We start from the raw sequence: 24,497 nt of genomic DNA, 5'->3' as shown, positions 1-24,497 counted from the left end.
GTGGACCATGCGGGGTCATCGGGGCATGCGCGGGCAGATTGACAGGTCCCCCGTACGGGGTCAGGTTGAGTGCATGCGCATCGGGCTCATCGGGACGGGCCGGATCGGCTCGTTCCACGCGGCGGCACTGGCCCGCCGCCCGGACGCGGGCTCGCTCCTGCTCGCCGACGCCGATCCCGCGCGGGCGGCGCGCCTCGCCGACCGGCTCGGGGCCACCGCCGCGCCCTCGGTCGAGCAGGTCTTCACCTGGGGCGTCGACGCGGTGGTGGTGGCCTGCGCCACCGAGGGCCACGCGGAGCTGGTCGTACGGGCCGTACGGGGCGGCCTGCCGGTGTTCTGCGAGAAGCCGGTCGCCCCCGACCTGGCCCGCAGCCTGGCGGTGGTGCGCGAGGTGACCGCGCTCGGCGGGGTGCTCCAGACGGGTTTCATGCGCCGCTTCGACGCGGGCTACCGCACGGCCCGGGACCTGGTCCGCTCGGGCGCCCTGGGGCGGCTGCACACCGTACGGACGACCACGGCCGACGCGGAGCCGCCGGAGGCCGCGTACCTGGCGACCTCCGGCGGGCTGTACCGGGACTGCCTGGTGCACGACTTCGACATGGTCCGCTGGGTGACCGGGCGGGAGGTGACCGAGGTGTACGCGGCGGGCTCCGACGCCGGCCCGGCCCGGTTCCGCGAGACGGGTGACGTCGACACGGCGGCGGCGGTGCTCACGCTGGACGACGGGACGCTCGTGGCGGCGACCGGCACCCGGTGCAACGGCGCCGGGTACGACGTGCGGATGGAGCTGGCCGGGGAGCGGGACCAGGTCTCCGTCGGGCTGGACGACCGGACGCCGATCGCGTCGACCGAACCGCACGGGCCGCCCGCGGCGAGCAAGCCGTGGACCGGGTTCCTGGAGCGGTTCGGCCCGGCGTACGAGGAGGAGCTGGCCGCCTTCGTCCGGCTGGACCGCGGCGAGGGGCCCAATCCGTGCGACGGCCGCGAGGCGCTGGCCGCGCTGCGGGTGGCGGAGGCGTGCGAGGTGTCGCGCCGCGAGCGGCGCCGGGTCCGGCTGGAGGAGCTCCCGGACCTGTGATCGGGTGGCTCCCGGCGGCGGCATGCCCGCCAGCGTACGGGCGCCGCACGCCGGCGGCGGGTCATGATCCGGCCAACGTTCACCCGGCCGCGCGACGCCCCCAGGCGGTCCCGGCCAGGACGAGGGCGACGCCGGCGAACCCGAGCGGGCCGAGGTGCTCGCCCCCGATGGCGATGCCGGCCGCGGCCGCCCACAGGGGCTCGGTGCCGAGCAGCAGGCTGACGCGGGACGGGGAGGTGCGGCGTACGGCCCACATCTGCACGAAGAACGCGAAGAGGGTGCAGAAGACGGAGAGGAACACCAGGCCCGCCCACTCGGCGGCCCCGAAGTCGGCGGCGGCCGCCCAGGGGGTGGCCCCGGTGCCGGGGAGCGCGGCGAGCAGGGCGAAGACGAGGACCGCGCCGCCCAGCTGGACGGTGGTCAGGGAGAGCGAGTCGGCGTCCTGGACGGCCTTGATCCGGGCCATCAGCAGCACGTGCAGGGTCCGGGCGAGGGCGGCGCCCAGGATCAGCAGGTCGCCGAGGCCCGGCCCGGTGAAGCCGGCGCCCTGGGTCAGCAGCACGACGCCGGTCACGGAGACGGCGGCGGCGCCGAGGAAGGCGGCCGACGGGCGGACGCGGCGCACGGCGGCCTCCGCGAGCGGGGTGAAGATCATGGTGAGGCTGATGATCAGCCCGGCGTTGGTGGCGGAGGTGTGGACGACCCCGTACGTCTCCAGCAGGAAGATCCCGCCCAGCACGAGGCCCAGCAGCCCGGCCCCTCGCCACTGGGCGGGGGTCAGCGCCCGCAGCCGCCGCCGGCCGGCGAGGACCAGGACGGGCAGCACGAGCGCGAAGCGGAGCACCAGTACGGCGATCACGGTGTGCGCGGTGGTGATCCCCTTGGCGGCGAGGTAGCTGCCGCCCCACACGACGGCCACGGCCAGGACGGGCAGGTCCGCGGTCCAGCGCGTGCGGTGCGGGGCGTCCGGTGCGACGGCGGCGGGTGCCGGGGTGGGGGCGGGCGGGGCCACGGTCACGGGCTGTCTCCAACGGCAAGGGGCGGGTGGAGACTTCGGCGGCTCGCACGGGTGCGCGGCCACGCTACCGGAGCCGGTGGTGGCGGGCGACCGGTTTGCGGGCCGGCCGCGGGGGCGGGGGGTGTGGCCGGGGGCGGTGCGGCCCGGGAGGGCGGCCGCGGGGCGCGGCGGGCGGGGCGCGGCGGGCGGGGCGCGGCCGCCCCCGGCCGCCTCAGGTCACTCCCCCATCGTGCCGAAGGCCGCGCGGCCCGTGGGGCGGTACGTGTGGATGGCCGTACCGCCGGGGGTGACGCGGGAGTGGGTGACCTCGCAGGCCGTGGGGAGGCCGCCCGTCGGGAACAGCCGGCGGCCGGAGCCGAGGAACACCGGGAAGACGAGCAGGTTCAGCTCCTCGACGAGGTCGCGGGCCAGCAGCCACTGGGCCAGCGCGCCGCTGCCGTGCACCTGGAGTTCCCCCTCGGTCGCGTCCTTCGCCCGAACGACCTCGCTCTGCAGGTGTTCCCCGTCGATGACCGTGGTCCCGGCCCAGGCCGGTTCCTTCAGGGTGGTGGAGGCCACGTATTTCGGCAGGCCGTTGAGGGGGCCGGCGATCGGGTCCGCGGGGTCGGTCTGCTGCGGCCAGTAGCCCGCGAAGATCTCGTACGTCCGGCGCCCGAGCAGGAAGGCGCCGGCCCGGTCGAAGACCTCGGCCATGAACTCCCCCAGGCCCTCGTCGGCGAACGGCACGACCCAGCCGCCGTAGTCGAAGCCGCCGCTGCGGTCCTCGTCCGGCCCGCCCGGGGCCTGCATCACCCCGTCGAGGGTCAGGAAGGTGGTGAGGGTCAGCTTGCCCATGGCTCTGCGCTCCCGGCTCGGTGGTGCTGGTGGCTTCTCGGTGGCCGACCGCCTATCGGCGGCCCCCGCTCCGTTCAGCCTTCCCGCGATCCCGGATCCGATCGCTACGGCGCGCGTGAACGCGACGTCCGATTCCCGCCAGCGCCCGCACCCCGGCTGCCATTTCATTGAAGACGCAACCACTTGAGGGCGACCGAGGGAGAACACCGTGAACGGCAAAGTGGCACTGGTGACGGGCGGCAGCCGGGGCATAGGCGCCGCGACGGCGCTGCGGCTCGCCGAGGACGGCGCGGACGTCGCCTTCACCTACCGGGCGGACGAGGAGCACGCGGCCGCGGTGCTGAAGGGGATCGAGGCGACCGGCCGCCGCGGGCTGGCGGTCCGGTCCGACGCGGGCGACCCGCAGGCGCCCGCCGCGGCGGTGGAGCGGACCGTACGGGAGCTCGGCCGGCTCGACGTGCTCGTCAACAACGCGGGGGTCGGCGTGCTCGGCCCCCTGGAGCAGCTGACGGAGGCCGACGTGGACCAGGTCCTGGCGGTCAACGTCCGGGGCGTCTACCTGACCACGCGGGCCGCGGCCCCGAGGCTCGGCGAGGGCGGCCGGATCCTCACCATCGGCAGCTGCATGGCCCAGCGGGTGCCCGGACCGGGCGGCACCCTCTACACGATGAGCAAGTCGGCGCTGACCGGGCTGACCAAGGCGCTGGCCCGGGAGCTGGGCGGGCGCGGGATCACCGCGAACATCGTCCACCCGGGTCCGGTGGACACGGACATGAACCCGGCGGACGGGCCGTACGCCGCTTCGCAGGCCGCGCTGACGGCCCTCGGCCGCTTCGGCACCCCCCGGGAGGTGGCGGCCGTGGTGTCGTTCCTGGCGGGACCGGACGCCGCGTACGTCACGGGCGCCGAGTTCTCGGTCGACGGCGGGCACGCGGCGTAGCCCGGCCCGCGGCTCGCCGGCCCGCGCCCCTCCGACGCGCCGACGCGCCGACGCGCCGACGCGCCGGAGGGGCGCACCGCCGGGCGGTGCGCCCCTCCGGGCCGTGTGCGCCCCGGGGGTGTCGGCCCCCGGGGCGGTCGCGGGGCGGGAGGCGTCAGCCCCCCAGCTCCTGGTGGCGCGCGGCGTGCGCGGCGGCGCCACCCTCCGTCAGCGAGCCGTACAGGCGCAGCCGGGAGAAGCCGCCGTCCGGGAAGATGTCGATCCGGACGTGCGTGCCGACCGCCGGGGCGTCCAGCACGAAGCGGTGGTTGGTGTCGGGCTGCAGGCGGGTGCGCGGCAGGAACTCGGCCCACTCGCCGTCCTCGCCGGTCTTGACGGACAGCGAGGCCCAGCCGGCCGAGTTGCCCTTGAGGTACGCGGTGTCGATCTCGACGGCGCGGATCTCGGACTCGGCGGCGAGCTGGTAGCGGATCCAGTCGTTGCCGTTGTCGCGGCGGCGGGCGGTCTCCCAGCCGTCGTCCATCTTGCGGGAGCGGCCCGGGTTGATGGTGTTGGTGGGCGGCGAGTAGAAGCGGTTGGACGCGTCCTCGACGGAGCCGCCGTTCTCCAGCGCGACGACGTCGAACGTGCCCAGCGCGGCGAGCCACTTCGGGTCGGTGCGGACCTCGCCGTGGACGCGCAGGCGGGCGATGCCGCCGTCGGGGTGCTGGTTGACGCGCAGGTGCGTGAAGCGCTGCTCGACGTTCACCTCGAAGCCGTTGGCCGCGTGGCCGCCGACCGGGGTGCGCTCGACGAGGGTCGTCCACTTCACGTCGTCGGAGAGGAGCTCCTGTGCGGTCGGGGAGCCCGCGACCGAGGCGCCCTGGACCGATACGGCCTGCGGCATGTTGCCGCGGAAGTGGGCGGTGTCGACGATGATGCCGCGGATGACGCCGGGGGCGCCGAGGCGGACGAGCGCCCAGTCGTGGTCCTCGGCGGTGGGCCAGGGCTGGGTGGCGGAGACGCCGCGGCGGCGGCGGGTCTCCCAGCCGTCCATGACCTTGCCCTTGTGGCCGAAGTCCTCGGGGTCGAAGTGCGCGGCCTCGGAGATCAGCAGGTTCTCGCGCTGGGCGAAGAACTCGTCGTTGGCCTCGATGACACCGGCGCCCAGCTCACGGGCGGCGAGGTTCGCGTACTGGGTGAACGGGAAGTCCGCGGTGCGGTAGTCCGCGTACGGGTCGCCGCCTCCGTACGGGTTCGCGTTGCCGGTGAAAGTAGGAATCGCCACTGTCAGTTCTGCCTTTCGAGGAGGAGGCCCGTGGGCTCGGTCGGGGTGCCGTGGTCCGCGATCCGCGTGCCGCGCAGCCAGGTCGACTTCACGACGCCGTGCAGGGTCTTGCCCGCGTACGCCGTGATCCGGTTGCGGTGGTGCAGTTCCGCGGGATCCACGGTGAAGGTCTCTTCGGGTGCCAGGACGGCGAAGTCGGCGTCGCGGCCGGCTTCGATCGCGCCCTTCTGTGCCAGGCCGGCGAGGGCGGCCGGGGCGGCGGACATCCAGCGCACGACGTCCTCCAGGGAGCGGCCGCGGCCGCGCGCCTCGGTCCAGATCGCCGGGAGGCCCAGCTGGAGGGAGGAGATGCCGCCCCACGCGGTGGCGAAGTCGCCGGTCTTCAGGTCCGCGGTGGAGGGCGAGTGGTCGGAGACGATGCAGTCGATGGTGCCGTCGGCGAGCGCGTCCCACAGGAGGTCCTGGTTGGCGGCCTCGCGGATGGGCGGGCAGCACTTGAACTCGGTTGCGCCGTCGGGGACTTCCTCGGCCGTCAGGGTGAGGAAGTGCGGGCAGGACTCGACGGTGATCCGGACGCCCTCGGCCTTGGCCGCGGCGATCAGCGGCAGCGCGTCGCTGGACGACAGGTGCAGCACGTGGACGCGGGCGTTCAGCCGCTTGGCCTGGTCGATCAGGTTCTGGATCGCGGTGTTCTCGGCGTCCCGGGGGCGGGAGGCGAGGAAGTCCGCGTACTTCGGGCCCGGGTTCTGCGGGGCCGACTCCAGGTGGTGCGGGTCCTCGGCGTGCACGATCAGCAGGCCGCCGAAGCCGGTGATCTCGGCGAGGGAGGTGGCCAGCTGCTCCTGGTCGAGCTCGGGGAACTCCTCGACGCCGGAGGGCGACAGGAAGCACTTGAAGCCGTAGACCCCCGCGTCGTGCAGCGGGCGCAGGTCCTTGACGTTCGACGGCAGGGCGCCGCCCCAGAAGCCGACGTCCACGTGCGCCTTGGCGCGGGCCACCTCCTGCTTGACGCGGAGGTTGTCCACCGTGGTGGTGGGCGGCAGGGAGTTGAGCGGCATGTCGAGGATCGTGGTGATGCCGCCGGCAGCGGCGGCGCGGGTGGCCGTCCAGAAGCCCTCCCACTCGGTGCGGCCGGGGTCGTTCACGTGGACGTGGGTGTCGACCAGGCCGGGAAGCAGGACGTCGTCGCCGAAGTCCTCCAGCCGGGCTCCGGCCGGTACCTCGGCGTCGTGTGCGAGCACCGCCGTGATCTTCCCGCCGGCGACGGCCACCGAGGCGGCGCGCGTCCCCTCGGGGGTGATGACGCGCGTCGAGCGCAGTACCAGTTCCACAGCCACGTCGGACACCGGAACCTCCCCATCTACTTCCACAGAGCGAAATTCAACGTTCTGTTGACGGAGTCTTCACGGCGATCCCTGACCAGTCAAGAGCGCCCGGACGGACCACTGACCCACCAGGACCGCAATTGGATGTTTCCACAGGATGGAATTAAGATTTCGCGATACAGAATGTAGCTACCACCACCGGGAGCGGGCCGGTAACGTCCCGAGGACGTCCGCCACCAGGACAAACCGCCTCTGACCGGCGGGGAAGGCGGCTCCCCTGGCCTAGGGCCGACGCCGACCGACCGGTAGGCTGCTTGCTTGCCTGCCAGCACCGAAAGGACCGCGCCCGTGCCGACGTCCAGCGCCAGCACCACCGACGCTTCCGCGAAGCCCGCCGCCGCCAGCGGTGGCGTCCAGTCCCTTGAGCGCGCCTTCGATCTGCTCGAACGCATGGCCGACGCCGGGGGCGAGGTCGGCCTCAGCGAGCTCTCCGCCGCCAGCGGTCTGCCCCTGCCCACCATCCACCGGCTGATGCGCACCCTGGTGGCGTGCGGTTACGTCCGCCAGCAGCCCAACCGGCGGTACTCGCTCGGCCCCCGCCTGATCCGCCTCGGCGAGTCCGCGTCGCGGCTGCTGGGGACCTGGGCGCGGCCCTACCTCGCCCGCCTGGTCGAGGAGACCGGCGAGACCGCGAACATGGCGCTGCTCGACGGCGACGAGATCGTCTACGTCGCCCAGGTGCCGTCCAAGCACTCCATGCGCATGTTCACCGAGGTGGGCCGCCGCGTGCTGCCGCACTCCACCGGCGTGGGCAAGGCCCTCCTCGCCTACACCCCCGCCGACGAGGTCCGCGCCCTGCTGGCCCGCACCGGGATGCCGGCCGCGACCGAGAAGACCATCACCACGCCCGAGGGCTTCCTGGAGGCGCTGGAGCAGGTCCGCAAGGTGGGCTACGCGGTCGACGACAACGAGCAGGAGATAGGAGTCCGCTGCCTGGCGGTCTCGGTGCCGAACTCGCCGACCGCCGCCGCGATCTCCATCTCCGGCCCGGCCGGCCGGGTGACCGAGGCGCTGACCGAGTCGATCGTGCCGATCCTGCAGGGCATCGCCGCCGAGCTGTCGGTGGCCCTGTCCACGCAGAACCCGCCCGCCTGACCTCCGTACGGCGTACGGAAAGGCCCCGGCCCCCTCCGATGGGGGCCGGGGCCTTTCCGTGCGCCCGGCGTCGGCAGGTCCGGCGCCCGTACGGCCCTGCGCCCGTACGCCCCGTGCGCCGGCGCGCCCGTACGCCGGTTCAGCGGGCCGCGGTCGGGGCCGGGCTCTGCGCGAGGCGGCCGTCGGCCATCGTGGCCGTACGGTCCATCCGGTCCAGGTGGGCGTGGTCGTGGGTGACCAGCACGGTCGCGGTGGAGCGCTCCCGGGTGAGGTTCACGAGCAGGTCGAGCACGGCCGCACCGCGCTCGTGGTCCAGGGCGCTGGTCGGCTCGTCGACCAGCAGCACCGAGGGCTCGTTCATCAGGGCCCGGGCGATGTTGACGCGCTGGCGCTGGCCTCCGGACAGCTGGTGGGGCCGCTTGCCGGCCTTGTCGGCCAGGCCCACCGCGTCGAGCAGCTCCAGGGCCCGGCGGCGCGTCCGGGCGGCGGGCCGGCCCGACAGGTGGGTCATCACCTGGAGCTGTTCGGCGGCGGTGAGCGAGGCCAGCAGGTTGGGCTGCTGGAAGACGATGCCGATCTCCTCGCGGCGCAGCGCGGACTTCTCGGCGGCGCTCAGCCGCGCGGTGTCACGGCCCGCGACGACCACCCGGCCCGCCTCCGGGGTGACCAGCGTGGCGGCAACCGCCAGCAGGCTGGACTTGCCAGAGCCCGAGGGGCCTATGACGGCCGTCAGCGTGCCGGCCGGCACGTCCAGGGTGACCGCGTCCAGGGCGGTGAGCCGCCCGTCGCCGTCGGGGTAGGTGAGCGTGACGTCGTGCACGAGCAGGGTCATCGGACGCTCCCGAGGGCGGTCAGCGGGTCTACGGCGGTGATCCGCCGGATGGACAGGGCGGCGCCCAGGGCGCCGAGCGCGATCATGATCGCGGCGGGGACCAGCACGGTGGCCGCGTCGAGCACGAAGGGCACGTCACCGCCGCTGATCAGCGCACCGAGGCCGGCGGCGAGGGCCGTGCCGAGCCCCGTGCCGGCCACGAGCATGACCACGGCCTGACCGAGGGCGTCCTTGAGGAGGTAGGGCGTCGAGGCACCGAGTGCCTTCAGCACGGCGATGTCACCGCTGCGCTGGATCGTCCACACGGTGAAGAAGGCGCCTATGACGAGGGCGGAGATGGCGAAGAGGAAGCCGCGCATCAGCTGGAGCGAGCCGTTCTCCGAGCTGTACGAGCCGATGGCGCCCAGCGCGTCGTCGACGCCCTGCGTCCGGGTCCCGGCCGCCGCGTCGGCGGCGGCGGTGACGGCGCCGGGCGCGTCCAGGGCGATGACGGTGGCGAGCGTGTCGAGGGAGGTGCCCGGGTTGCCGACGCGCTGCCAGTCGTTCAGGTCCATCCAGACGACCGGGGTGTGGCTGAAGGCCGCGGTGCCGGAGACGGCCGCGACGGTCAGTTCGAGCTGGCCGATCCTGAGCCTCCCCCCGGCGGCGAGGCCGCCGAGCTCCTTCGCGGCCTTCTGCGTCAGCACCACCTGCCCCTGGGTGAGGCCGGAGCCCCGGGGGGCGAGCCGGCCGCCCGGCTCGACGCCGAACACGGAGACGGCGGCGGTGCGCTCACCCGAGACGGCGTTGGTGGTGCGGATGCCGACCGGTTCGGCCGACTTCACCCCGGGGCGCGCACGCCAGGCCAGCCAGGCCTTCTCCGGTATCTGGGAGTTGGTGAACGAGACCTTCTGGCCGCCGGGGGGCGCGGCGAAGGACAGGTGGGAGGCGGGCAGCCCCGTGACGGCCGAGATGTTCTCCCGGGCCAGGCCGGAGGTGAGCCCGGACAGCAGGCCGACCAGCAGCGTGATCAGCAGGACCACCGAGCCCATGAGGGCGAACCGGCCCTTGGCGAACCGTAGATCTCTCCATGCGACGAACATGTCCCCCACCTTGGTGTTCCGCGTGGACACAAGGCATCGCGCCACAGTAGTGATCCTCGTATCGAAGGGACCGCCGAGACATCAATCTTTCGGTTGACCGGGGCACCCGGTCGCCCGCTTACGCTGGTCGGGCCATGCCTGCTCCTCAATCCCGCCCCCTGACCCCCGTCTCCCGCGTCCTGCGGCTGTGCCTGCACGCGCTGCTCCTCGGGCTGCTCGCGCTGGCCGCCGGCCGCGCCCTCGCCGACTCCGCGCCCCGGGCCGGCTGGGTGCTCGCCGGGTGCGCGCTGCTCGCCGCCGTGTACGCGGCCGGCGTGCGGGCGCCCGTGGTGCACCGCTCCCCCCGGGCCGGGGCCCTCTGGCTGGCCGGGCTGGGCGCGGCCTGGGCGGCGCTGCTCGCGGTCTCGCCCGACGGGCTGTGGATCGCCTTCCCGCTGTACTTCCTGGAACTGCACCTGCTGCGGCTGCGCTGGGGCGTGGCGGCGGTCGCGGCGACCGCCTGCGCCGCGATCGGCGGGTTCCTGGCGCACAGCAGCGCCGCCACCCCCGGGGCGTTCCTCGGACCGCTGCTGGGCGGGGCCGTGGCGGTGGCGACCGTACTGGGCTACCAGGCGCTGTACCGCGAGAGCGAGCGGCGCCGCGAGCTGATCGAGGAGCTCATCACGACCCGGGCCGAGCTCGCCGCGGCCGAGCGGGGCGCCGGGATCCTGGCCGAGCGGGAGCGCCTGGCGCGGGAGATCCACGACACCCTCGCGCAGGGGCTCTCCTCGATCCAGCTGCTGCTGCGGGCGGCCGAGCGGGCCCTCGCGGAGGGGCGCACCGGGACGGCGGCCGCGAGCGGCACGGCCGGGCCGGCGGCGACCGCCTCGGCGGGCGCCCCCGGAACCGCGCCGGCCCTGCCGCAGGCCCGCGGCGCGGCGGACCGCGCGGACGCCGCCGAACCCGCGTGCGCCGCCGACGCGGCGCACGCCGCGGCGCTGGCGCACATCGCCCGGGCCCGCGAGGCGGCCCAGGAGAACCTGGCGGAGGCGCGCAGTTTCGTACGGGCCCTCACCCCGCCGGACCTGGAGCACGGGTCCCTCGCGGCCGCCCTGGAGCGGCTGTGCGCGGGGGCTCCGGGGCCCCGGGTGCGGTTCTCCCTGAGCGGCGCCCCGCGCGTGCTGCCGACCCCGTACGAGGTGGCCCTGCTGCGGATCGCCCAGTCGGCGCTGGCCAACGTCGTCCGGCACGCCCGCGCCGGCCGCGCCGAGATCACCCTGACCTTCATGGACACCTCGGTCACGCTGGACGTGGTGGACGACGGGCGGGGCTTCGACCCCTCGTCGGCCGCGGCCTGCGGCGACGGCGGCTTCGGGCTGCCGGCGATGCGCTCGCGGGCGCAGACGCTGGGCGGGCTGTTCACCGTGGAGTCCGGTCCGGGCCAGGGCACCGCCGTGGCCGTCACCCTGCCCCTGCCCGCGGAGGTCCTGCGATGACGATCCGGCTGCTGCTGGCCGACGACCACCCGGTGGTGCGGGCCGGGCTGCGCGCGGTGCTGGACACCGAGCCGGGCTTCGCCGTCGTCGCCGAGGCGGCCACCGCCGAGCGGGCGGTGGAACTGGCGGCGGACACCCCGGTCGACGTGGTCCTGATGGACCTCCAGTTCGGCCCCGGCATGCACGGCTCCGCCGCCACCGCCCTGATCACGGCCCGCCCGGGGGCGCCCCGGGTACTGGTGCTGACCACGTACGACACGGACGCCGACATCCTGGCGGCGGTGGAGGCGGGGGCTTCGGGCTACCTGCTCAAGGACGCCCCGCCGGAGGAGCTGGCGGCGGCGGTGCGCACGGCCGCCGCGGGCCAGTCCGCGCTGGCGCCGGCGGTGGCGCTGCGCCTGATGGACCGGATGCGGACGCCGGCGGAGGCGCTGACGAAGCGGGAGCTGGAGGTGCTGCAGCTGGTCGCGGACGGCCTGTCGAACCAGCAGATCTCCAAGAAGCTCTTCCTCAGCCAGGCCACCGTCAAGTCCCACCTGGTCCACATCTACGCCAAGCTCGGCGTGGACTCCCGCACCTCGGCGGTGGCGGCGGCGGGCAGCCGCCGGCTGATCCGCACCCCGTAGACCGGCGCGCCCGGACCCGGCGGATCCGCGGGAGGGGGGCCAGCACCAGGGCGCGGACACCGGGCCGCAGGCGGGTGCGGGACGCCGCGCGGCGGGAGCATCGGGGGCGGAAGTCCCCTACGGAGAGCGAGCCCGCGATGTACGCCGTGCACAGATCCGCCCCCCGCGCCGCCGTGACGGGCGCGCCGCCGCCGCCCGCCGAGGTCCGTACGGCCTGGGCCCTGTGGCTCACGGCGGTCGCGGCCGGCGCCTTCGAGACCGCGCTCATGATCGCCCGCGATCCGGGGGACGGGGCGGGCGTCGGGCTGGCCGTACGCCTGACGGTCTTCACCCTGGCGGTCCTGACCGCCTTCCGGATGCGCTCGGGCGCCCGCTGGGCCCGGATCGCCCTGGCCGTCGGCCTCGGGGTCCTCGGCACCGCCTCGCTGGTCGTGGAGCCGCTCGGGTACCTCCTCGACGGCGGATCGCTCCGGGCAGCCCTGTCGGGGGCGGACGCGCTGGACCTGGTGTTCGGTGCCAGCCGGACGGTCCACCTGGCCGCCGTCCTGACGGCGGTGGCGCTGATGTTCCGTCCGGCGGCGAACGCGTACTTCCGCGGACGGCCGTAGGACCGGGGCGGCGGCCGGGGCGGGCGGGCCCGGGCGGGGTCGTCCGGGGGCCGCTGAGCCGCCTGGGGCGGTCATGCCACCCAGTGCGGGCGGTCCACCGCCGGGGGGAGCGGGACCCCGTCGTGGAACGCGCTCGCGAGGCGGCGCACGCCCTCGTCCAGACGGTCGGCCGGGAGCGTGTACGGGATGCGCAGCCGGTGCTCGAAGGTGCCCGGGTCCACGCCGAAGCGGGCGCCCCGGCCGATGTGGACCCCGGCCGCCGCGGCCCGCTCGGCGAGGGCCGAACTGACCGGTTCGCCGAGGTCGACCCAGAGCGAGAGGCCTCCGGGCGGCAGCTGCCAGGACCACTCCGGGGTGTGCCGCTGGAGCGACTGCACCAGCGCCTCGCGCTGGATCCGCAGCTGCGCCAGGCGGGCCGGCAGGGACCGGTCGAGGCCGGCGATCAGCGGGAGCGCGACGAGCTGGTCGAGGACGGAACCGGTCATGTCGGCCGCGACCTTGAGGGCGGTCAGCTCGGTGACCATCCGGGCGGTGGCCCGGATCCAGCCCGCCCGGAGACCGCCCCAGTGGGTCTTGCTGAGCGAGCCGATGGTGATCACGTGGTCGGCGCCGCCCCGCGGGGCGAGCGAGGCGAACGGTGCGGGGGCGGGAACGTCCAGCGCGATGTCGGCGATGGTCTCGTCCACCACCAGCCACGTCCCGGTGGCCCGGGTGGCCGCGAGCAGCCGCAGCCGCTGCTCCGGGGGCATCAGGGCGCCCGTCGGGTTCTGGAAGTCGGGGATCGTGTAGGCCAGCCGCGGCACGGTCTGGCGCAGGGTGGACTCGGCGATCTCCATGTCCCAGCCCGCGTCCGAGACGGCGATGGACCCGGTCCGCAGCCGCGCGTGGCGCAGGGCGTCGAGGGCGTTGGCGTACGTCGGGCTCTCGGTCAGGACCCGGTCCCCCGGCCCGCAGAGCAGGCCGACGACCAGCGAGAAGGCCTGTTGCGCCCCGGCGGTGACCAGGATCTGTTCGGGCCGGGTGGGCAGGCCGCGCCGGGTGAACCGCTCGGCGACCGCCGTCCGCAGGTCGGGCAGGCCGAACGGGTGGTAGCCGGGGGTGCGGGCCACGGCCGGGAGCCGGGGACCGGCCCAGGCCAGCGCGTCGGTGAGGGCGCCCTCCGGGGCTCCCATGGCGGCGATGGCCAGGTCGATCCCGGGGTCGTCGTCGCCGCCGTGGCCGCCCGGTCCGAGGAGGGCGTGGGCGCCGACCGGGGCGTGCCCCTCGGGGAGCTCGGTCCAGGTTCCGGATCCGCGCCGGCTGCGGACGTAGCCGCTCTCGCGCAGGAGGTCGTAGGCGCCGGTGACGGTGGCCCGGCTGGCGCCGACCGCCTCGGCGAGCTCGCGCTCGGCGGGCAGCCGTACGTGCAGGGCGACGCGGCCGTCGAGGACGAGGGTGCGCAGGGCGTCGGCCAGGGAGCGGTAGCCGGGGCGCGCGCGGACCTCGGCCGGCAGCAGCGCCGCCAGCTGGCGGCTGCCGATCGTTCTGTCCGCGGTGTGGACCACTCGGTCATATCCCATGCCAACCTCCCCCGATTGGCTCTGCCGACCAGGCCAATAGAGGACCAGACTCGCCTTATTGGCCCCCGATTGGCAAGGAGAAGCCGAAATGCTGACCGACCGTGACGAGCGCGCCCTGCTGACCGCCGATGAGAACCGGATCTCCGAGCCGCTGCGCATCGGGGCCGCGCTGGCGGCCGTACGCCGCGCCCTGGCCCGGCCCGTGGCGCGGACGCGGACCGGGCCCGACGGCTCCCCGGCCCGGCGGATCGCCCCGGCGCAGGAGCGAGAATCGGTGCCATGTCATCCCACGCCTCGCCCCGCATCCCGCCCCGCGCCCCGTCCGGACCCGGCTCGCCCGTGATCGCGGGGCTGTTGCTCGCGGCCGGGGGCGGGCGCCGGCTCGGCGGCCGGCCCAAGGCCCTGCTCCCCTACCGCGGCCGCCCACTGGTCGAGAACGCCGTGCGGGTGCTGCGCGAGGCGGGCTGCGGCCCGGTGCACGTGGTCCTCGGCGCCTCGGCGGCCGAGGTCCGCGAGCGCGCGGACCTGACCGGCTGCGTACTCGTGGACAACCCGGACTGGGAGCGGGGCATGGGCTCCTCGCTCCGCGTCGGGCTCGCCTCCCTGGCCGGCACCGGGGCCGCCGCGGCCCTGGTGTCCCTGGTGGACCAGCCGGGCATCGGGGCGGGGGCCGTGGCGCGGGTCCTGGCGGCCTACCGCTCCCCCGAGAGCCTGGCGGCGGCGGCGTACGAGGGCGAGCGCGGCCATCCCGTGCTGTTCGGCGCGGACCGGTGGGCGGACATCGCGGCGACGGCGACGGGTGACCAGGGCGCGCGGGTGCATCTGGCGGAACACGCGGACGATCTCGTTCTGGTGGAGTGCGCGGACATCGCGGAGGCCTTCGACATCGACACGCCCCCCGACCTGGCACGTCTCCTCTGAGCAGGGTGTGACGGCGATGGCACTGAGGGCCACGGGGAAGCGGAATCTGTCGACTCAGAGAATCTCGACGTCAACAAACCATTGAACTTCCACCATGAGGAAATTACTATCCACTGGTCAGAAGCGCCCTGAACCCACATACGGCGCCCGCGACCGTACTCCGGAACTCTCCACACCCGACGGCACTGCGTGCCGTCTCGCGCGAGCATTCCCCCGCGGCCGCCAGGCACCGCCGCTGAAGGAGTGACAGTTATGTCCGCACCAGCGCCGTCTCCGCTGGCCATCGTCGACGCCGAGCCCCTGCCCCGGCAGGACGAGGTCCTCACCGAAGCGGCCCTCGCCTTCGTGGCCGAGCTCCACCGGCGGTTCGCCCCCCGCCGCGCCGAGCTCCTCGCCCTGCGCGGCGAGCGCCGCGCCGAGATCGCCCGGACCTCCACCCTCGACTTCCTCGCCGACACCGCACAGGTCCGCGAGGGTGACTGGAAGGTGGCCCCGGCCGCGGCCGCGCTGAACGACCGCCGTGTGGAGATCACCGGCCCGACGGACCGCAAGATGACCATCAACGCCCTGAACTCGGGCGCCAAGGTCTGGCTCGCCGACTTCGAGGACGCCTCCGCCCCCACCTGGGAGAACGTCGTCCTCGGCCAGCTCAACCTGATCGACGCCTACGAGCGCCGCATCGACTTCACGGACCCGCGCACCGGCAAGGCGTACGCCCTGAAGTCCGCCGACCAGCTCGCGACCGTCGTGATGCGTCCGCGCGGCTGGCACCTCCAGGAGCGCCACCTGCAGTTCGAGGGCGCCGCCGCGTCGGGCTCGCTCGTCGACTTCGGCCTGTACTTCTTCCACAACGCGCAGCGCCTGATCGACCTCGGCAAGGGCCCGTACTTCTACCTGCCGAAGACGGAGTCGCACCTGGAGGCGCGCCTCTGGAACGAGATCTTCGTCTTCGCGCAGGACTACGTGGGCATCCCGCAGGGCACCGTCCGCGCCACCGTCCTCATCGAGACGATCACCGCCGCGTACGAGATGGAGGAGATCCTCTACGAGCTGCGCGACCACGCGGCCGGCCTGAACGCGGGCCGCTGGGACTACCTCTTCTCCATCGTGAAGAACTTCCGTGACGGCGGCGAGAAGTTCGTCCTGCCGGACCGCAACGCGGTGACGATGACGGCACCGTTCATGCGGGCGTACACCGAACTGCTCGTGCGCACCTGCCACAAGCGCGGCGCCCACGCCATCGGCGGCATGGCGGCCTTCATCCCGTCCCGCAAGGACGCCGAGGCCAACAAGCTCGCGTTCGACAAGGTCAAGGCAGACAAGGACCGCGAGGCGGGAGACGGCTTCGACGGCTCCTGGGTCGCCCACCCCGACCTGGTCCCGATCGCCATGGCCTCCTTCGACGCGGTGCTCGGCGACAAGCCGAACCAGAAGGACCGCCTGCGCGAGGACGTCTCGGTGGCCCCGGGCGAGCTGATCGCGATCGACTCCCTGGACGCCCGGCCCACGTACGACGGCCTGCGCAACGCCGTCCAGGTCGGCATCCGCTACATCGAGGCCTGGCTGCGCGGCCTGGGCGCCGTCGGCATCTTCGGCCTGATGGAGGACGCCGCCACCGCGGAGATCTCGCGCTCGCAGATCTGGCAGTGGATCAACGCCGGCGTCGTCTTCGAGAACGGCAAGACCGCCACCGCGGAGCTGACCCGCGAGATCGCGACCGCCGAACTGGCCGCCATCCGCGCCGAGGTCGGCGAGGAGGCCTTCACCACGGGCAAGTGGCAGCAGGCCCACGACCTGCTCCTGCAGGTCTCGCTGGACGCGGACTACGCGGACTTCCTCACCCTCCCCGCTTACGACCAGCTGGTCGGCTGAGCCACCGGTTTCGGCTGAACGCACAGCGGCCGAACCCGGTCGGCTCCGCCCCCGTCGCCTCCCGGCACGGGGGCGGAGCCGTGTCCGCGGCGGCTGCGCCGGGTCACACGGCGTACTCCGACAGCGAGTTGGCGAGGAAGCCGCGCAGGGCGTCGGCGGTGTGGAACACGCGCAGGCCGTGGGCCTCCAGCCCGGCCTGCACCGCGAGGGTCGGGTCCACGACGAGCGCGACCGGAGTGCCGACCTCGCCGTGCAACCCCAGCGGCCAGTAGGCGGCGGCCACGGTGATCGGCGCGCCGGTGCGCGGGTCGGTGACCTCGGCGTCGAGCTCGGGCTCCGCCAGGCCCGCCGTCCTGACGGCCGCCAGCAGGCGGGAGAGACCGGGCACCTCGTCGACGTCGGGGCCGGGGCCGGGGCCGGGGTCGAACGCGGCCGGAGGGGACGCCGCGACGCCGTGCTTCCACGGTCCCAGGCCCATGGGCGAGGGACCGTCGTGGAGGGCGTCGAGGAACCGGTTGGCGGCGTCGGCCAGCAGCACCCGCCGCGCGTCGAGGAAGGCGGGGTAGTTCTCGGTCCGCCACAGCTCGCGGTCCGTCGGGATCCACTGCGAGGCCAGCGCTCCGGGCATCCGGTCCTCGATCTCGCCCAGGTACTCCGCGGCGTCCTTCGCCCCGATCCGCAGGTTGCTCCCCTGGGTCAGGAAGCAGAAGTTCGCCACCGCGTTGACCTGGTCGCGCGAGTAGCCGTACTTGTACAGGCGCGCCTTGGGGAAGATGTGGTGCACCTGGAGCGAGCTCAGACGGCCCAGCATGTTGTCCCGGAGCGGCACCCCGCTCAGGAAGTCCTGGGCGCCGTGGACCCGGGTCAGCATGTACAGCAGCGGGTAGAACCGCGCGCCCATGCTCGACCCCGTGACGTCGTCGGGGCGGATGTGGAGGCTTCCGCGGCTGCGCCGCAGAACCGAGACGAGGTGGTCCACGCCGCCGGCGTCCAGGGCCTTCAGGTCCTGGTTGAGGGCGGTTTCGGTGGCGCCGGTGTGGCGGCCCCACAGGAAGCCGTGCACGTACCAGTAGAAGAGGCGGTCGCGGGTCATGGCGTCCGGGAAGGCCCCGGCGTTGCCGTCGAGCAGCCTGGCCATGACGGGGAAGGCGAAGCGACCGCTGAGGACGCGCCCGTGGTCGAGGCCGAGCCGGCCACCGAGGGCGTCGAGCAGGTGGGAGACGGCGTCGATGGTGCTCACGAGCCCGGTCCTGAACTCGTCCACCGTCACGTCGGCCAGCTTGGAGAACTGCGCCTCGCCGAGGACGACGGCGTTGACGTTGCGCAACAGCCAGTCCAGCTTGAAGTCGAACCCCGCCGCGGACCAGTCGGCCAGGGCGCCGTTCATCGTGGGGCGGGCGTCGGGCCAGGCCGCGCAGATCGCGGCGAGGGCCAGGTCGCCCTTGGAGAGCTTGGTGCCGCCCGAGTTGACCCGGTTGAAGATCTCGACGACGACGTCCACCGTCTTGTCCGCGCCGGTGACCTCGTCGATGTGCACGACGCGGTCCTTGATCTGGAGGATCCGGCTGAGGCGGGCGAAGTGCAGCTCCTGGGCGCCGTGGTCCGCGCCCGTCGCCTGGACGATCCCGAACAGCCGGCCGGGCCCCTCCCTGAAGAGCCGGGTCACGTCCACCCAGAGCGGGTTGTCCTTCATCTTGCTCGGCGCGTAGAACTCGAAGGCCTCGGTGTCCAGGTGGAAGTGGAGACCGGCCAGGGTGTCCGCCTTCCCCTCGAAGAACCTCGGGGGCGCGCCGCGCGTCACGGCGTACAGGGTGGTGATCCGCTGCTGGCCGTCGAGGAGGAGCTGGATCGTGCCGTCCTTGCCCGGCGAACCGCCCCGGGTGTCGGCCGTCTCGGCCTTCGTGTGCCAGGTCAGCAGGCCTCCGATGGGATAGTCGCGGTAGAGCGACTGGAAGAACCCCCGCACCTGGTCCCGGGTCCACACGTAACCGCGCTGGAATTCGGGAAGGGCGATGTCGCCCGATTCCACTTTGTCCAGCACCTGGGAAATCTGCACAGCCCCGCCTCCCGCACCTGGCGGAACCCACCACCAGTCAGTCCATGATCGAACGAACCCGGCAAAGCACGCAGGGACGGCAACCGGTGCCCCCTTGGCCGGGATCCACCACGACGGGCTGCGGCGGAGCCATGATCCGTCCCGAACGAACGGTCGGGCGTTACGTCATCGTAATCTGCGGCTACCTAGCGGTAACAAGGCGCGGCGTGTCACCTTTCCGGTTGCCACCGGCCGGCGGTTTCCCCCACTTACCCAGCCATGCACCGGAGTTGTTCCCGGCTTCGCCATGGCCGACCGCAGGAGTTCCGCAGTGATCGGATTCCGCAACGTCAGCAAGAACCGGTCCGGCAGCCGTGTGCGACGGCTCGCCGGGGCCGGGTTGGTCCTGCCGCTCGCCGCGGCCGCCCTGATGGCCGGCGGGGCCGGAGCCTCGGCGGCCGGTCCCGGCAACGGGCCCACCGCCGTGGTGTCCCTGGGCGACAGCTACATCTCCGGCGAGGCGGGCCGCTGGAAGGGCAACAGCCTCACCAACAGCGGCAACAGGACCGGAACGGACCGGGCCTGGGTCAGCGGCAGCACGTACGACCCCGGCAAGGTGTACGGAACCACGGCGGGCGGGTGTCACCGGTCCGACTCGGCCGAGGTGCGCAGCGCGGGCCCGATCGCCGACGTCGCCGTCAACCTCGCCTGTTCGGGGGCCACTTCGGAGAACGTGTTCCGCGCCTCCCACGGCGGTGTCGCCTTCAAGGGCGAGGCTCCGCAGGCCGACCGGCTCGCCGCCGTGGCCGCGGCCAACGACGTGAAGATCATCGCACTGTCCATCGGCGGCAACGACCTGGGCTTCGCCGACATCATCAAGAACTGCGCGTACGACTTCATCATCTGGAACTCCTACTGCCACGACGACCAGCAGTACGCCGTGGACCAGAAGATCGACCAGGTCATGGCGAACGTCGGCAAGTCCGTCGACGAGGTGCGGGCCGTGATGCGCGCGGCCGGGTACGCCGACGCCTCGTACCGCATCGTCCTGCAGTCCTACCCGTCGCCGATCCCGCGCGGGGCGGAGAACCGCTACCCGCAGAGCGACTGGAGCCGGCTGAACACCGGCGGCTGCCCGTTCTGGAACCGGGACTCCGACTGGGCGCGGGACTCGCTCGTGCCGCAGATCGCCCAGCGCATCAAGGGGGTGGCCGCGGCGAAGGGAGTGCAGTTCCTCGACCTGCGGGACATGCTGCAGGGGCGCGAGGTGTGCGCCAAGGCCAGCAGGCTCGTGACCACGGCCGCCCCGGCCTCGGCGAAGACCAGCGAGTGGGCCCGGTGGATCGACAGCAGCGAGACGCAGGGGCCGATCCAGGAGTCGATGCACCCGAACCACTTCGGACAACTGGCCGCGGGGCGCTGCCTGGCCCTCGTCGTCGCCCAGCCGGCCACCGGCGGGTTCGGCTGCCGGAACACCGCCGGAGCGGACCAGACGGGCATGTACCTGACCCCGGCCCCATAGGGCCGCGGCGGCGGAAATCCGGGTGAGCACGGGCGGGCGGGCTGGCATGCTCACGGGCATGGCAGCCCGCACCCCCCGCCCCAGCCTGTACGTCTCCGTCGACGTCGAGGCCGACGGCCCCATCCCGGGGCCGTACTCGATGATCAGCTTCGGAGCCGCCGTCGCCGGGCGGCAGGACGGCGCGACGTACACCGCGTTCGACCCCCAACAGCACACGTTCTACCGGGAGTTGCGGCCGATCAGTGACGCGTTCGTGCCGGAGGCGCTCGCCGTGAGCGGCCTGGACCGCGACCGGCTGGTGCGGGAGGGGGCCGACCCGGAGTCGGCCATGGCCGACTTCCGCGCGTGGGTGCGGGAGGTGTCCGCCGGAGCGCAGCCCGTCATGTGCGGCTATCCCGCCTCCTTCGACTGGACCTTCCTGTACTGGTACCTGATCCGGTTCGGCGGGGTCAGCCCCTTCGGCCACTCCGGATGTCTGGACATGAAGACCCTGTACGCGACGAAGGCGGGAGTGCCGCTGCGCGCGGCGGTCAAGCGGCACATGCCGCCCGAACTCCTGTCCCGGCGGCCCCATACGCACCATGCGCTGGACGACGCGCTGGAGCAGGCCGACCTGATGAGCAACCTGATGCTGTGGACTCCCCCGGCTCCCGGCACGGCTCCCGATACGGCTCCCCCTGCGCCTTCCCCCGCCGGGTGAGCCCTGGCCGGCCCCGGACACGGCGGGGGGGGGGGGGGCCCCGGCCGGGGGGGGGCGGGGCCGGGCCGGCCGCCCGCCCGCCCCCCCCCCGCGCGCCCCCCCCCGCCCCCGCGGGGGGGGGCGCCCCCCCCCCCCCCGCGCGCGCGGGGCCCCCCCCCCCCCCGGGGGGCCCCCCCCCCCCCCACCGCCGTACGGTCCGGCCGGCGCCCCTCGGGCCGGCCCGGGCCGGGCTCGGGGTCCCTTCCGGTCAGTGCACCGGCACCGGTTCCGGAGCGACGGCCTGGGCCGCGTCCTTCTTGGTGCCGAGGTGGTTGAAGGCCAGGTTCAGCAGGATGGCCACCACGCAGCCGGTGCTGATGCCCGAGTCGAGGACGACCAGGAGGTCCTTCGGGAAGGCGTGGTAGAACTCCGGCGCGGCGATCGGGATCAGGCCGATGCCCACCGAGGCGGCGACGATCAGGGCGTTCTCGCCCTTCTCCATGGCCGCGCCCGCCAGGGTCTGGATGCCGCTGGCCGCCACGGACCCGAAGAGGACGATGCCCGCGCCGCCGAGGACCGGCAGCGGTACCAGCGCGATGACCGAGGCCGCCATCGGACACAGTCCCAGCAGGATCAGGATGCCGCCGCCTGCGGCGACGACGAACCGGCTGCGCACCTTCGTCATGGCGACGAGCCCGATGTTCTGGGCGAAGGCGCTGCACATGAAGCCGTTGAACAGCGGGCTGATCGCGCTGCCGAGGGTGTCGGCACGCAGACCGCCCTCGATGGTCTTCGCGTCCGCAGGCCGGCCGACGATCTTGCCCAGGGCCAGGATGTCGGCGGTGGACTCGGTCATGCAGACGAGCATGACGATGCACATCGAGATGATCGCGGCGACCTGGAACTGCGGGGCGCCGAAGTGGAACGGCGTCGGGAAGCCGACGATCGACGCGTTCTTGATCGCGTCGAAGCTCGTCATGCCGAGCGGAATGGCGATCAGCGTTCCCGCGACCAGGCCGAGCAGGATGGCGATCTGCTGGAGGAAGCCGCGGAGGAACTTGCGCATCAGCAGGACGATCACGAGGGTCGCCGCGGCCATGCCGATGTTCTTCATCGAGCCGTAGTCGGCGGCGGTGCTGTTCCCGCCCTGCGACCAGTTGAAGGCCACCGGCAGGAGCGAGACGCCGATCAGGGTGATGACCGTTCCCGTCACGACCGGCGGGAAGAAGCGGACGAGTTTGCCGAAGTAGGGGGCGGCGAAGAAGCCGAGGACCCCGGCGACGATGATCGCGCCGAAGATGATGGGGATCGCGTTGTCCCCTTCCCCCTTGCCTATCGCGATCATCGGGGTGACTCCGGCGAAGGAGACGCCGTTGACGAAGGGGAGCTTGGCGCCGATCTTCCAGAACCCGAGGGTCTGGAGGAGGGTGGCGAGGCCTGCGGTGAAGAGCGAGGCGCCCATCAGGAAGGCGGTCTCGGTGGCGGAGAGACCGACGGCGGGGCCGACGATCATGGGCGGGGCGACGACACCTGCGTACATGGCGGCCACGTGCTGGAGACCGCTCGTGAACATTTTCAGCGGAGGCAAGGTCTCGTCGACCGGGTGCTTCTCCTCCGGTACTGCGACTGCGTCTTTGCGAAACCTGGGCGTTGCGGCCACGGCTTCCTCCGGTCGGGTAACACGTCGGCAGGGACGTGGGTGTCATGGAGGTGGTGCGAAAGCGGTGCGAGTCGAGCTGATTCAGTTGTGGGTGCTGTTCTTCGGGAACTCGATGTGCCTGGTGTGCCTGGTGTGCCTGGTGTGCGGGGTGTGCTGGGTGTGTTTGTCCCAAGGGGTGCGGAAACGATTCGCCCAAACCGGTTCCACGGGTGGTTCCGTGCGGTGGTGCGGTGCGGAAGAGCTGGCTGTGCCGTGGCAGTGGCGCGGTGCGGGTGTCCGTGCGGTGCGTGCGGCACGAGTCACCGCCCCCGGGGGCGCCCTCGGATCACCTCGGGCGCTTCCCGGGAACGGCTGCCGCGGACCCCGCTCGGGTCCGCGGCCGGGGGGGGGGGGGGGGCCCCCCCCGGCGGGGGGGGGGGGGGGGGGCTGGGGGGGGGTGGGCGGGGGGGGGGGGGGGGGGAACAGCCGGGGGGCGGGGCGGGGGGCGCCCAGGGACCCCCGGGGGCGGTGCCGGGGAAGGGCTGCCGGGCCCCCCGCCGGGGCCGGCCGCCGCCGGCCGGGGGCCGTCCCCCCCGGCCGGATTCCGGGGATCAGGCCTGCGCGGAGATGCGCGCGAGGCGCTGGGCCTCTTCCCGCGTGGACGCGGCGATGGCGTCCTCGTCGGCGAAGAGGAGTCGGTTGTTCTCGACGATCTGCTTGCCGTTGACCAGCGAGAGGGTGACCGGGGCGGCCGCGCCGAAGACGAGCGCGGTGACCGGGTCGGCGATCGAGGAGTGGGCCAGGGTGCTGAGGTTCCACATCACCAGGTCGGCGCACTTGCCGACCTCCAGCGAGCCGATGTTGCCGGCGCGGCCGAGCACCTGGGCGCCGCCGTACGTACCGAGGCGCAGAGCCTGGCGGGCGTTGAGCGCCCGCTCGCGGTGCACCGGGTTGAGGCGGTTGATGAGGAGCGCGTTGCGCAGCTCGGTGTGCAGCTCGCCGGACTCGTTGGAGGCGGTGCCGTCCACGCCGAGGCCGACCGGGACACCGGCGGCGAGCATGTCCGGTACGCGGGCGATACCGGCGGCCAGACGGGCGTTGGAGGACGGGCAGTGCGCGACACCGGTCTTGGTGCGGGCGAACGCGGCGATGTCGGAGTCGTTCATGTGGACGCTGTGCGCCATCCACACGTCCTCGCCGAGCCAGCCGGTCGACTCGAAGTAGTCGGTCGGGCCCATGCCGAACAGTTCCTTGCAGAACTGCTCCTCCTCGACGGTCTCGCTGCCGTGGGTGTGCATGCGCACACCGAGGCGGCGGGCCAGCTCGGCACCCTGCTTCAGCAGCTCGGTGGAGACCGAGAACGGCGAGCACGGGGCGACGGCGACCTGGGTCATCGCGTCGAAGGAGTAGTCGTGGTGCCTCTTGACGGTCGCCTCGGTGTCGGCGAGCGCGCCTTCGAGGGTCTCGACCGCGTGGTCCGGCGGCAGGCCGCCGTCCTTCTCGCTGCGGTCCATGGAACCGCGGGCGAGGGTGAAGCGGACGCCCATCTCGGACGCGGCGCGGATGATCGAGCCGGAGAGGTCGCCGGAGCCCTTGGGGAAGACGTAGTGGTGGTCCATGGCGGTGGTGACGCCGCCCTTGGCCATCATCGCCAGCGATCCCTGCGCGGCCGTGTACGTCATCTGCTCGTCGATGCGCGCCCACGTGGGGTACAGCGCGACGAGCCAGTTGAAGAGGTTGTGGTCGGTGGCCAGACCGCGCGTGATCCACTGGTAGAAGTGGTGGTGGGTGTTGACCAGACCCGGGGTGACGAGGTGACCCGTGCCGTCGATGCGGCGGACCACGTTGTCGAGCTTCTCGGGGGCCCTGCCCGCACCGATCGACTCGATCTTGTTGCCGGCGACGACCACGTAGCCCGAGGCGTACTCGGTGTCGTTCGCGTCGACGGTCGCAATCGCACAGTTCTCGATGACGATGCGCTCTACGGCGCTGTCAAGGGCTGCCGATGCTGCCATGGGACTTCCTCGTGC

At 73.5% G+C, this 24,497-nt stretch carries 21 protein-coding genes; 11 read left to right on the top strand and 10 right to left on the bottom strand.

Annotation, left to right across the window (positions count from 1 at the left end):
* Positions 1-73: 73 nt before the first annotated feature.
* Complete coding sequence (locus ACZ6S8_RS04755) at positions 74-1,078, top strand: Gfo/Idh/MocA family protein (RefSeq protein WP_469452474.1); 1,005 nt, start codon at positions 74-76, stop codon at positions 1,076-1,078.
* A gap of 79 nt (positions 1,079-1,157) precedes the next feature.
* Here ACZ6S8_RS04755 and ACZ6S8_RS04750 read toward each other — a convergent pair whose 3' ends face one another.
* Complete coding sequence (locus ACZ6S8_RS04750; RefSeq protein ID WP_469452472.1) at positions 1,158-2,096, bottom strand: DMT family transporter; 939 nt, start codon at positions 2,094-2,096, stop codon at positions 1,158-1,160.
* Between the two features lie 216 nt (positions 2,097-2,312).
* Positions 2,313-2,930 (bottom strand): dihydrofolate reductase family protein, encoded by a 618-nt coding sequence (locus ACZ6S8_RS04745; protein ID WP_469452471.1) that lies wholly within the window; start codon positions 2,928-2,930, stop codon positions 2,313-2,315.
* Positions 2,931-3,138: 208 nt separating this feature from the next.
* On the opposite strand from ACZ6S8_RS04745, the gene ACZ6S8_RS04740 reads away from it, so the two are divergent.
* Positions 3,139-3,870: an SDR family NAD(P)-dependent oxidoreductase gene (locus ACZ6S8_RS04740; RefSeq protein ID WP_469452469.1), complete on the top strand. Its 732-nt coding sequence runs from the start codon at positions 3,139-3,141 to the stop codon at positions 3,868-3,870.
* 154 nt (positions 3,871-4,024) lie between these two features.
* On the opposite strand, the gene alc is transcribed toward ACZ6S8_RS04740, so the two are convergent.
* Positions 4,025-5,137: an allantoicase gene (gene alc / locus ACZ6S8_RS04735; protein WP_469452467.1), complete on the bottom strand. Its 1,113-nt coding sequence runs from the start codon at positions 5,135-5,137 to the stop codon at positions 4,025-4,027.
* A gap of 2 nt (positions 5,138-5,139) precedes the next feature.
* Entirely contained in the window at positions 5,140-6,474 is a 1,335-nt protein-coding gene (allB, locus tag ACZ6S8_RS04730) for an allantoinase AllB (protein ID WP_469452783.1), read from the bottom strand.
* A 336-nt stretch (positions 6,475-6,810) separates the two neighbouring features.
* Here allB and ACZ6S8_RS04725 point away from each other — a divergent pair, with 336 nt between their 5' ends.
* Positions 6,811-7,617, top strand: coding sequence for an IclR family transcriptional regulator (locus ACZ6S8_RS04725; RefSeq protein WP_469452465.1), 807 nt, complete (start codon positions 6,811-6,813; stop codon positions 7,615-7,617).
* Between the two features lie 139 nt (positions 7,618-7,756).
* On the opposite strand, the gene ACZ6S8_RS04720 is transcribed toward ACZ6S8_RS04725, so the two are convergent.
* Both ACZ6S8_RS04720 and ACZ6S8_RS04715 read right to left on the bottom strand, forming a co-directional pair.
* Positions 7,757-8,449 carry an ABC transporter ATP-binding protein gene (locus ACZ6S8_RS04720; RefSeq protein ID WP_469452462.1) on the bottom strand — a complete coding sequence of 231 codons (693 nt, stop codon included), beginning with the start codon at positions 8,447-8,449 and terminating at the stop codon, positions 7,757-7,759.
* Positions 8,446-9,531 (bottom strand): ABC transporter permease, encoded by a 1,086-nt coding sequence (locus ACZ6S8_RS04715; RefSeq protein ID WP_469452460.1) that lies wholly within the window; start codon positions 9,529-9,531, stop codon positions 8,446-8,448. Before ACZ6S8_RS04715 ends, ACZ6S8_RS04720 begins: the two co-directional genes overlap by 4 nt.
* A gap of 134 nt (positions 9,532-9,665) precedes the next feature.
* Here ACZ6S8_RS04715 and ACZ6S8_RS04710 point away from each other — a divergent pair, with 134 nt between their 5' ends.
* The 3 genes from ACZ6S8_RS04710 (at position 9,666) to ACZ6S8_RS04700 (ending at position 12,240) form a co-directional block, all read left to right on the top strand.
* Positions 9,666-11,006 carry a sensor histidine kinase gene (locus tag ACZ6S8_RS04710; protein WP_469452458.1) on the top strand — a complete coding sequence of 447 codons (1,341 nt, stop codon included), beginning with the start codon at positions 9,666-9,668 and terminating at the stop codon, positions 11,004-11,006.
* Positions 11,003-11,632: a response regulator gene (locus ACZ6S8_RS04705; protein WP_469452456.1), complete on the top strand. Its 630-nt coding sequence runs from the start codon at positions 11,003-11,005 to the stop codon at positions 11,630-11,632. The genes ACZ6S8_RS04710 and ACZ6S8_RS04705 overlap by 4 nt, the downstream gene beginning before the upstream one ends.
* A 146-nt stretch (positions 11,633-11,778) precedes the next feature.
* A complete protein-coding gene (locus ACZ6S8_RS04700) occupies positions 11,779-12,240 on the top strand; it encodes a hypothetical protein (protein ID WP_469452455.1) in 462 nt (153 codons plus the stop codon).
* A 71-nt stretch (positions 12,241-12,311) separates the two neighbouring features.
* Here the strand turns inward: ACZ6S8_RS04700 and yczR are convergent, their stop codons facing one another.
* Positions 12,312-13,799 carry a MocR-like transcription factor YczR gene (gene yczR, locus ACZ6S8_RS04695; RefSeq protein ID WP_469452453.1) on the bottom strand — a complete coding sequence of 496 codons (1,488 nt, stop codon included), beginning with the start codon at positions 13,797-13,799 and terminating at the stop codon, positions 12,312-12,314.
* A gap of 88 nt (positions 13,800-13,887) precedes the next feature.
* Here yczR and ACZ6S8_RS04690 point away from each other — a divergent pair, with 88 nt between their 5' ends.
* The 3 genes from ACZ6S8_RS04690 to aceB all read left to right on the top strand — a co-directional run bounded on the left by ACZ6S8_RS04690 (position 13,888) and on the right by aceB (position 16,592).
* On the top strand, positions 13,888-14,142 hold the full coding sequence (locus ACZ6S8_RS04690) for a hypothetical protein (protein WP_469452451.1): 255 nt from the start codon (positions 13,888-13,890) through the stop codon (positions 14,140-14,142).
* Positions 14,079-14,720 (top strand): nucleotidyltransferase family protein, encoded by a 642-nt coding sequence (locus ACZ6S8_RS04685; RefSeq protein ID WP_469452449.1) that lies wholly within the window; start codon positions 14,079-14,081, stop codon positions 14,718-14,720. Before ACZ6S8_RS04690 ends, ACZ6S8_RS04685 begins: the two co-directional genes overlap by 64 nt.
* 252 nt (positions 14,721-14,972) lie before the next feature.
* On the top strand, positions 14,973-16,592 hold the full coding sequence (gene aceB / locus ACZ6S8_RS04680; protein ID WP_469452447.1) for a malate synthase A: 1,620 nt from the start codon (positions 14,973-14,975) through the stop codon (positions 16,590-16,592).
* Positions 16,593-16,695: 103 nt separating this feature from the next.
* Here aceB and ACZ6S8_RS04675 read toward each other — a convergent pair whose 3' ends face one another.
* On the bottom strand, positions 16,696-18,648 hold the full coding sequence (locus ACZ6S8_RS04675; RefSeq protein ID WP_469452445.1) for a GmrSD restriction endonuclease domain-containing protein: 1,953 nt from the start codon (positions 18,646-18,648) through the stop codon (positions 16,696-16,698).
* 310 nt (positions 18,649-18,958) lie between these two features.
* Between ACZ6S8_RS04675 and ACZ6S8_RS04670 the strand changes: the two genes are divergently transcribed.
* Positions 18,959-20,149 (top strand): GDSL-type esterase/lipase family protein, encoded by a 1,191-nt coding sequence (locus tag ACZ6S8_RS04670; RefSeq protein ID WP_469452443.1) that lies wholly within the window; start codon positions 18,959-18,961, stop codon positions 20,147-20,149.
* 58 nt (positions 20,150-20,207) lie between these two features.
* Positions 20,208-20,849, top strand: coding sequence for a 3'-5' exonuclease (locus ACZ6S8_RS04665; protein WP_469452441.1), 642 nt, complete (start codon positions 20,208-20,210; stop codon positions 20,847-20,849).
* A gap of 247 nt (positions 20,850-21,096) precedes the next feature.
* Here the strand turns inward: ACZ6S8_RS04665 and ACZ6S8_RS04660 are convergent, their stop codons facing one another.
* Positions 21,097-22,488 carry a nucleobase:cation symporter-2 family protein gene (locus ACZ6S8_RS04660; protein ID WP_469452440.1) on the bottom strand — a complete coding sequence of 464 codons (1,392 nt, stop codon included), beginning with the start codon at positions 22,486-22,488 and terminating at the stop codon, positions 21,097-21,099.
* A 590-nt stretch (positions 22,489-23,078) separates the two neighbouring features.
* Positions 23,079-24,482 (bottom strand): 8-oxoguanine deaminase, encoded by a 1,404-nt coding sequence (locus ACZ6S8_RS04655; protein ID WP_469452437.1) that lies wholly within the window; start codon positions 24,480-24,482, stop codon positions 23,079-23,081.
* Positions 24,483-24,497 lie beyond the last annotated feature (15 nt).

It is taken from the genome of Streptomyces sp. NPDC048461, from assembly GCF_055587105.1.
This window is presented reverse-complemented; position numbering and strand designations above follow the sequence as displayed.

What these genes read in the sequence shown, in the direction of transcription:
- ACZ6S8_RS04705 (WP_469452456.1), top strand. Translation starts at nt 11,003, where the DNA reads ATGACGATCCGGCTGCTGCTGGCCGACGACCACCCGGTGGTGCGGGCC.
- aceB (WP_469452447.1), top strand. Translation starts at nt 14,973, where the DNA reads ATGTCCGCACCAGCGCCGTCTCCGCTGGCCATCGTCGACGCCGAGCCC.
- ACZ6S8_RS04755 (WP_469452474.1), top strand. Translation starts at nt 74, where the DNA reads ATGCGCATCGGGCTCATCGGGACGGGCCGGATCGGCTCGTTCCACGCG.
- ACZ6S8_RS04715 (WP_469452460.1), bottom strand. Translation starts at nt 9,531, where the DNA reads ATGTTCGTCGCATGGAGAGATCTACGGTTCGCCAAGGGCCGGTTCGCC.
- ACZ6S8_RS04655 (WP_469452437.1), bottom strand. Translation starts at nt 24,482, where the DNA reads ATGGCAGCATCGGCAGCCCTTGACAGCGCCGTAGAGCGCATCGTCATC.
- ACZ6S8_RS04710 (WP_469452458.1), top strand. Translation starts at nt 9,666, where the DNA reads ATGCCTGCTCCTCAATCCCGCCCCCTGACCCCCGTCTCCCGCGTCCTG.
- ACZ6S8_RS04720 (WP_469452462.1), bottom strand. Translation starts at nt 8,449, where the DNA reads ATGACCCTGCTCGTGCACGACGTCACGCTCACCTACCCCGACGGCGAC.
- ACZ6S8_RS04685 (WP_469452449.1), top strand. Translation starts at nt 14,079, where the DNA reads ATGTCATCCCACGCCTCGCCCCGCATCCCGCCCCGCGCCCCGTCCGGA.
- yczR (WP_469452453.1), bottom strand. Translation starts at nt 13,799, where the DNA reads ATGGGATATGACCGAGTGGTCCACACCGCGGACAGAACGATCGGCAGC.
- ACZ6S8_RS04745 (WP_469452471.1), bottom strand. Translation starts at nt 2,930, where the DNA reads ATGGGCAAGCTGACCCTCACCACCTTCCTGACCCTCGACGGGGTGATG.
- ACZ6S8_RS04690 (WP_469452451.1), top strand. Translation starts at nt 13,888, where the DNA reads ATGCTGACCGACCGTGACGAGCGCGCCCTGCTGACCGCCGATGAGAAC.
- ACZ6S8_RS04665 (WP_469452441.1), top strand. Translation starts at nt 20,208, where the DNA reads ATGGCAGCCCGCACCCCCCGCCCCAGCCTGTACGTCTCCGTCGACGTC.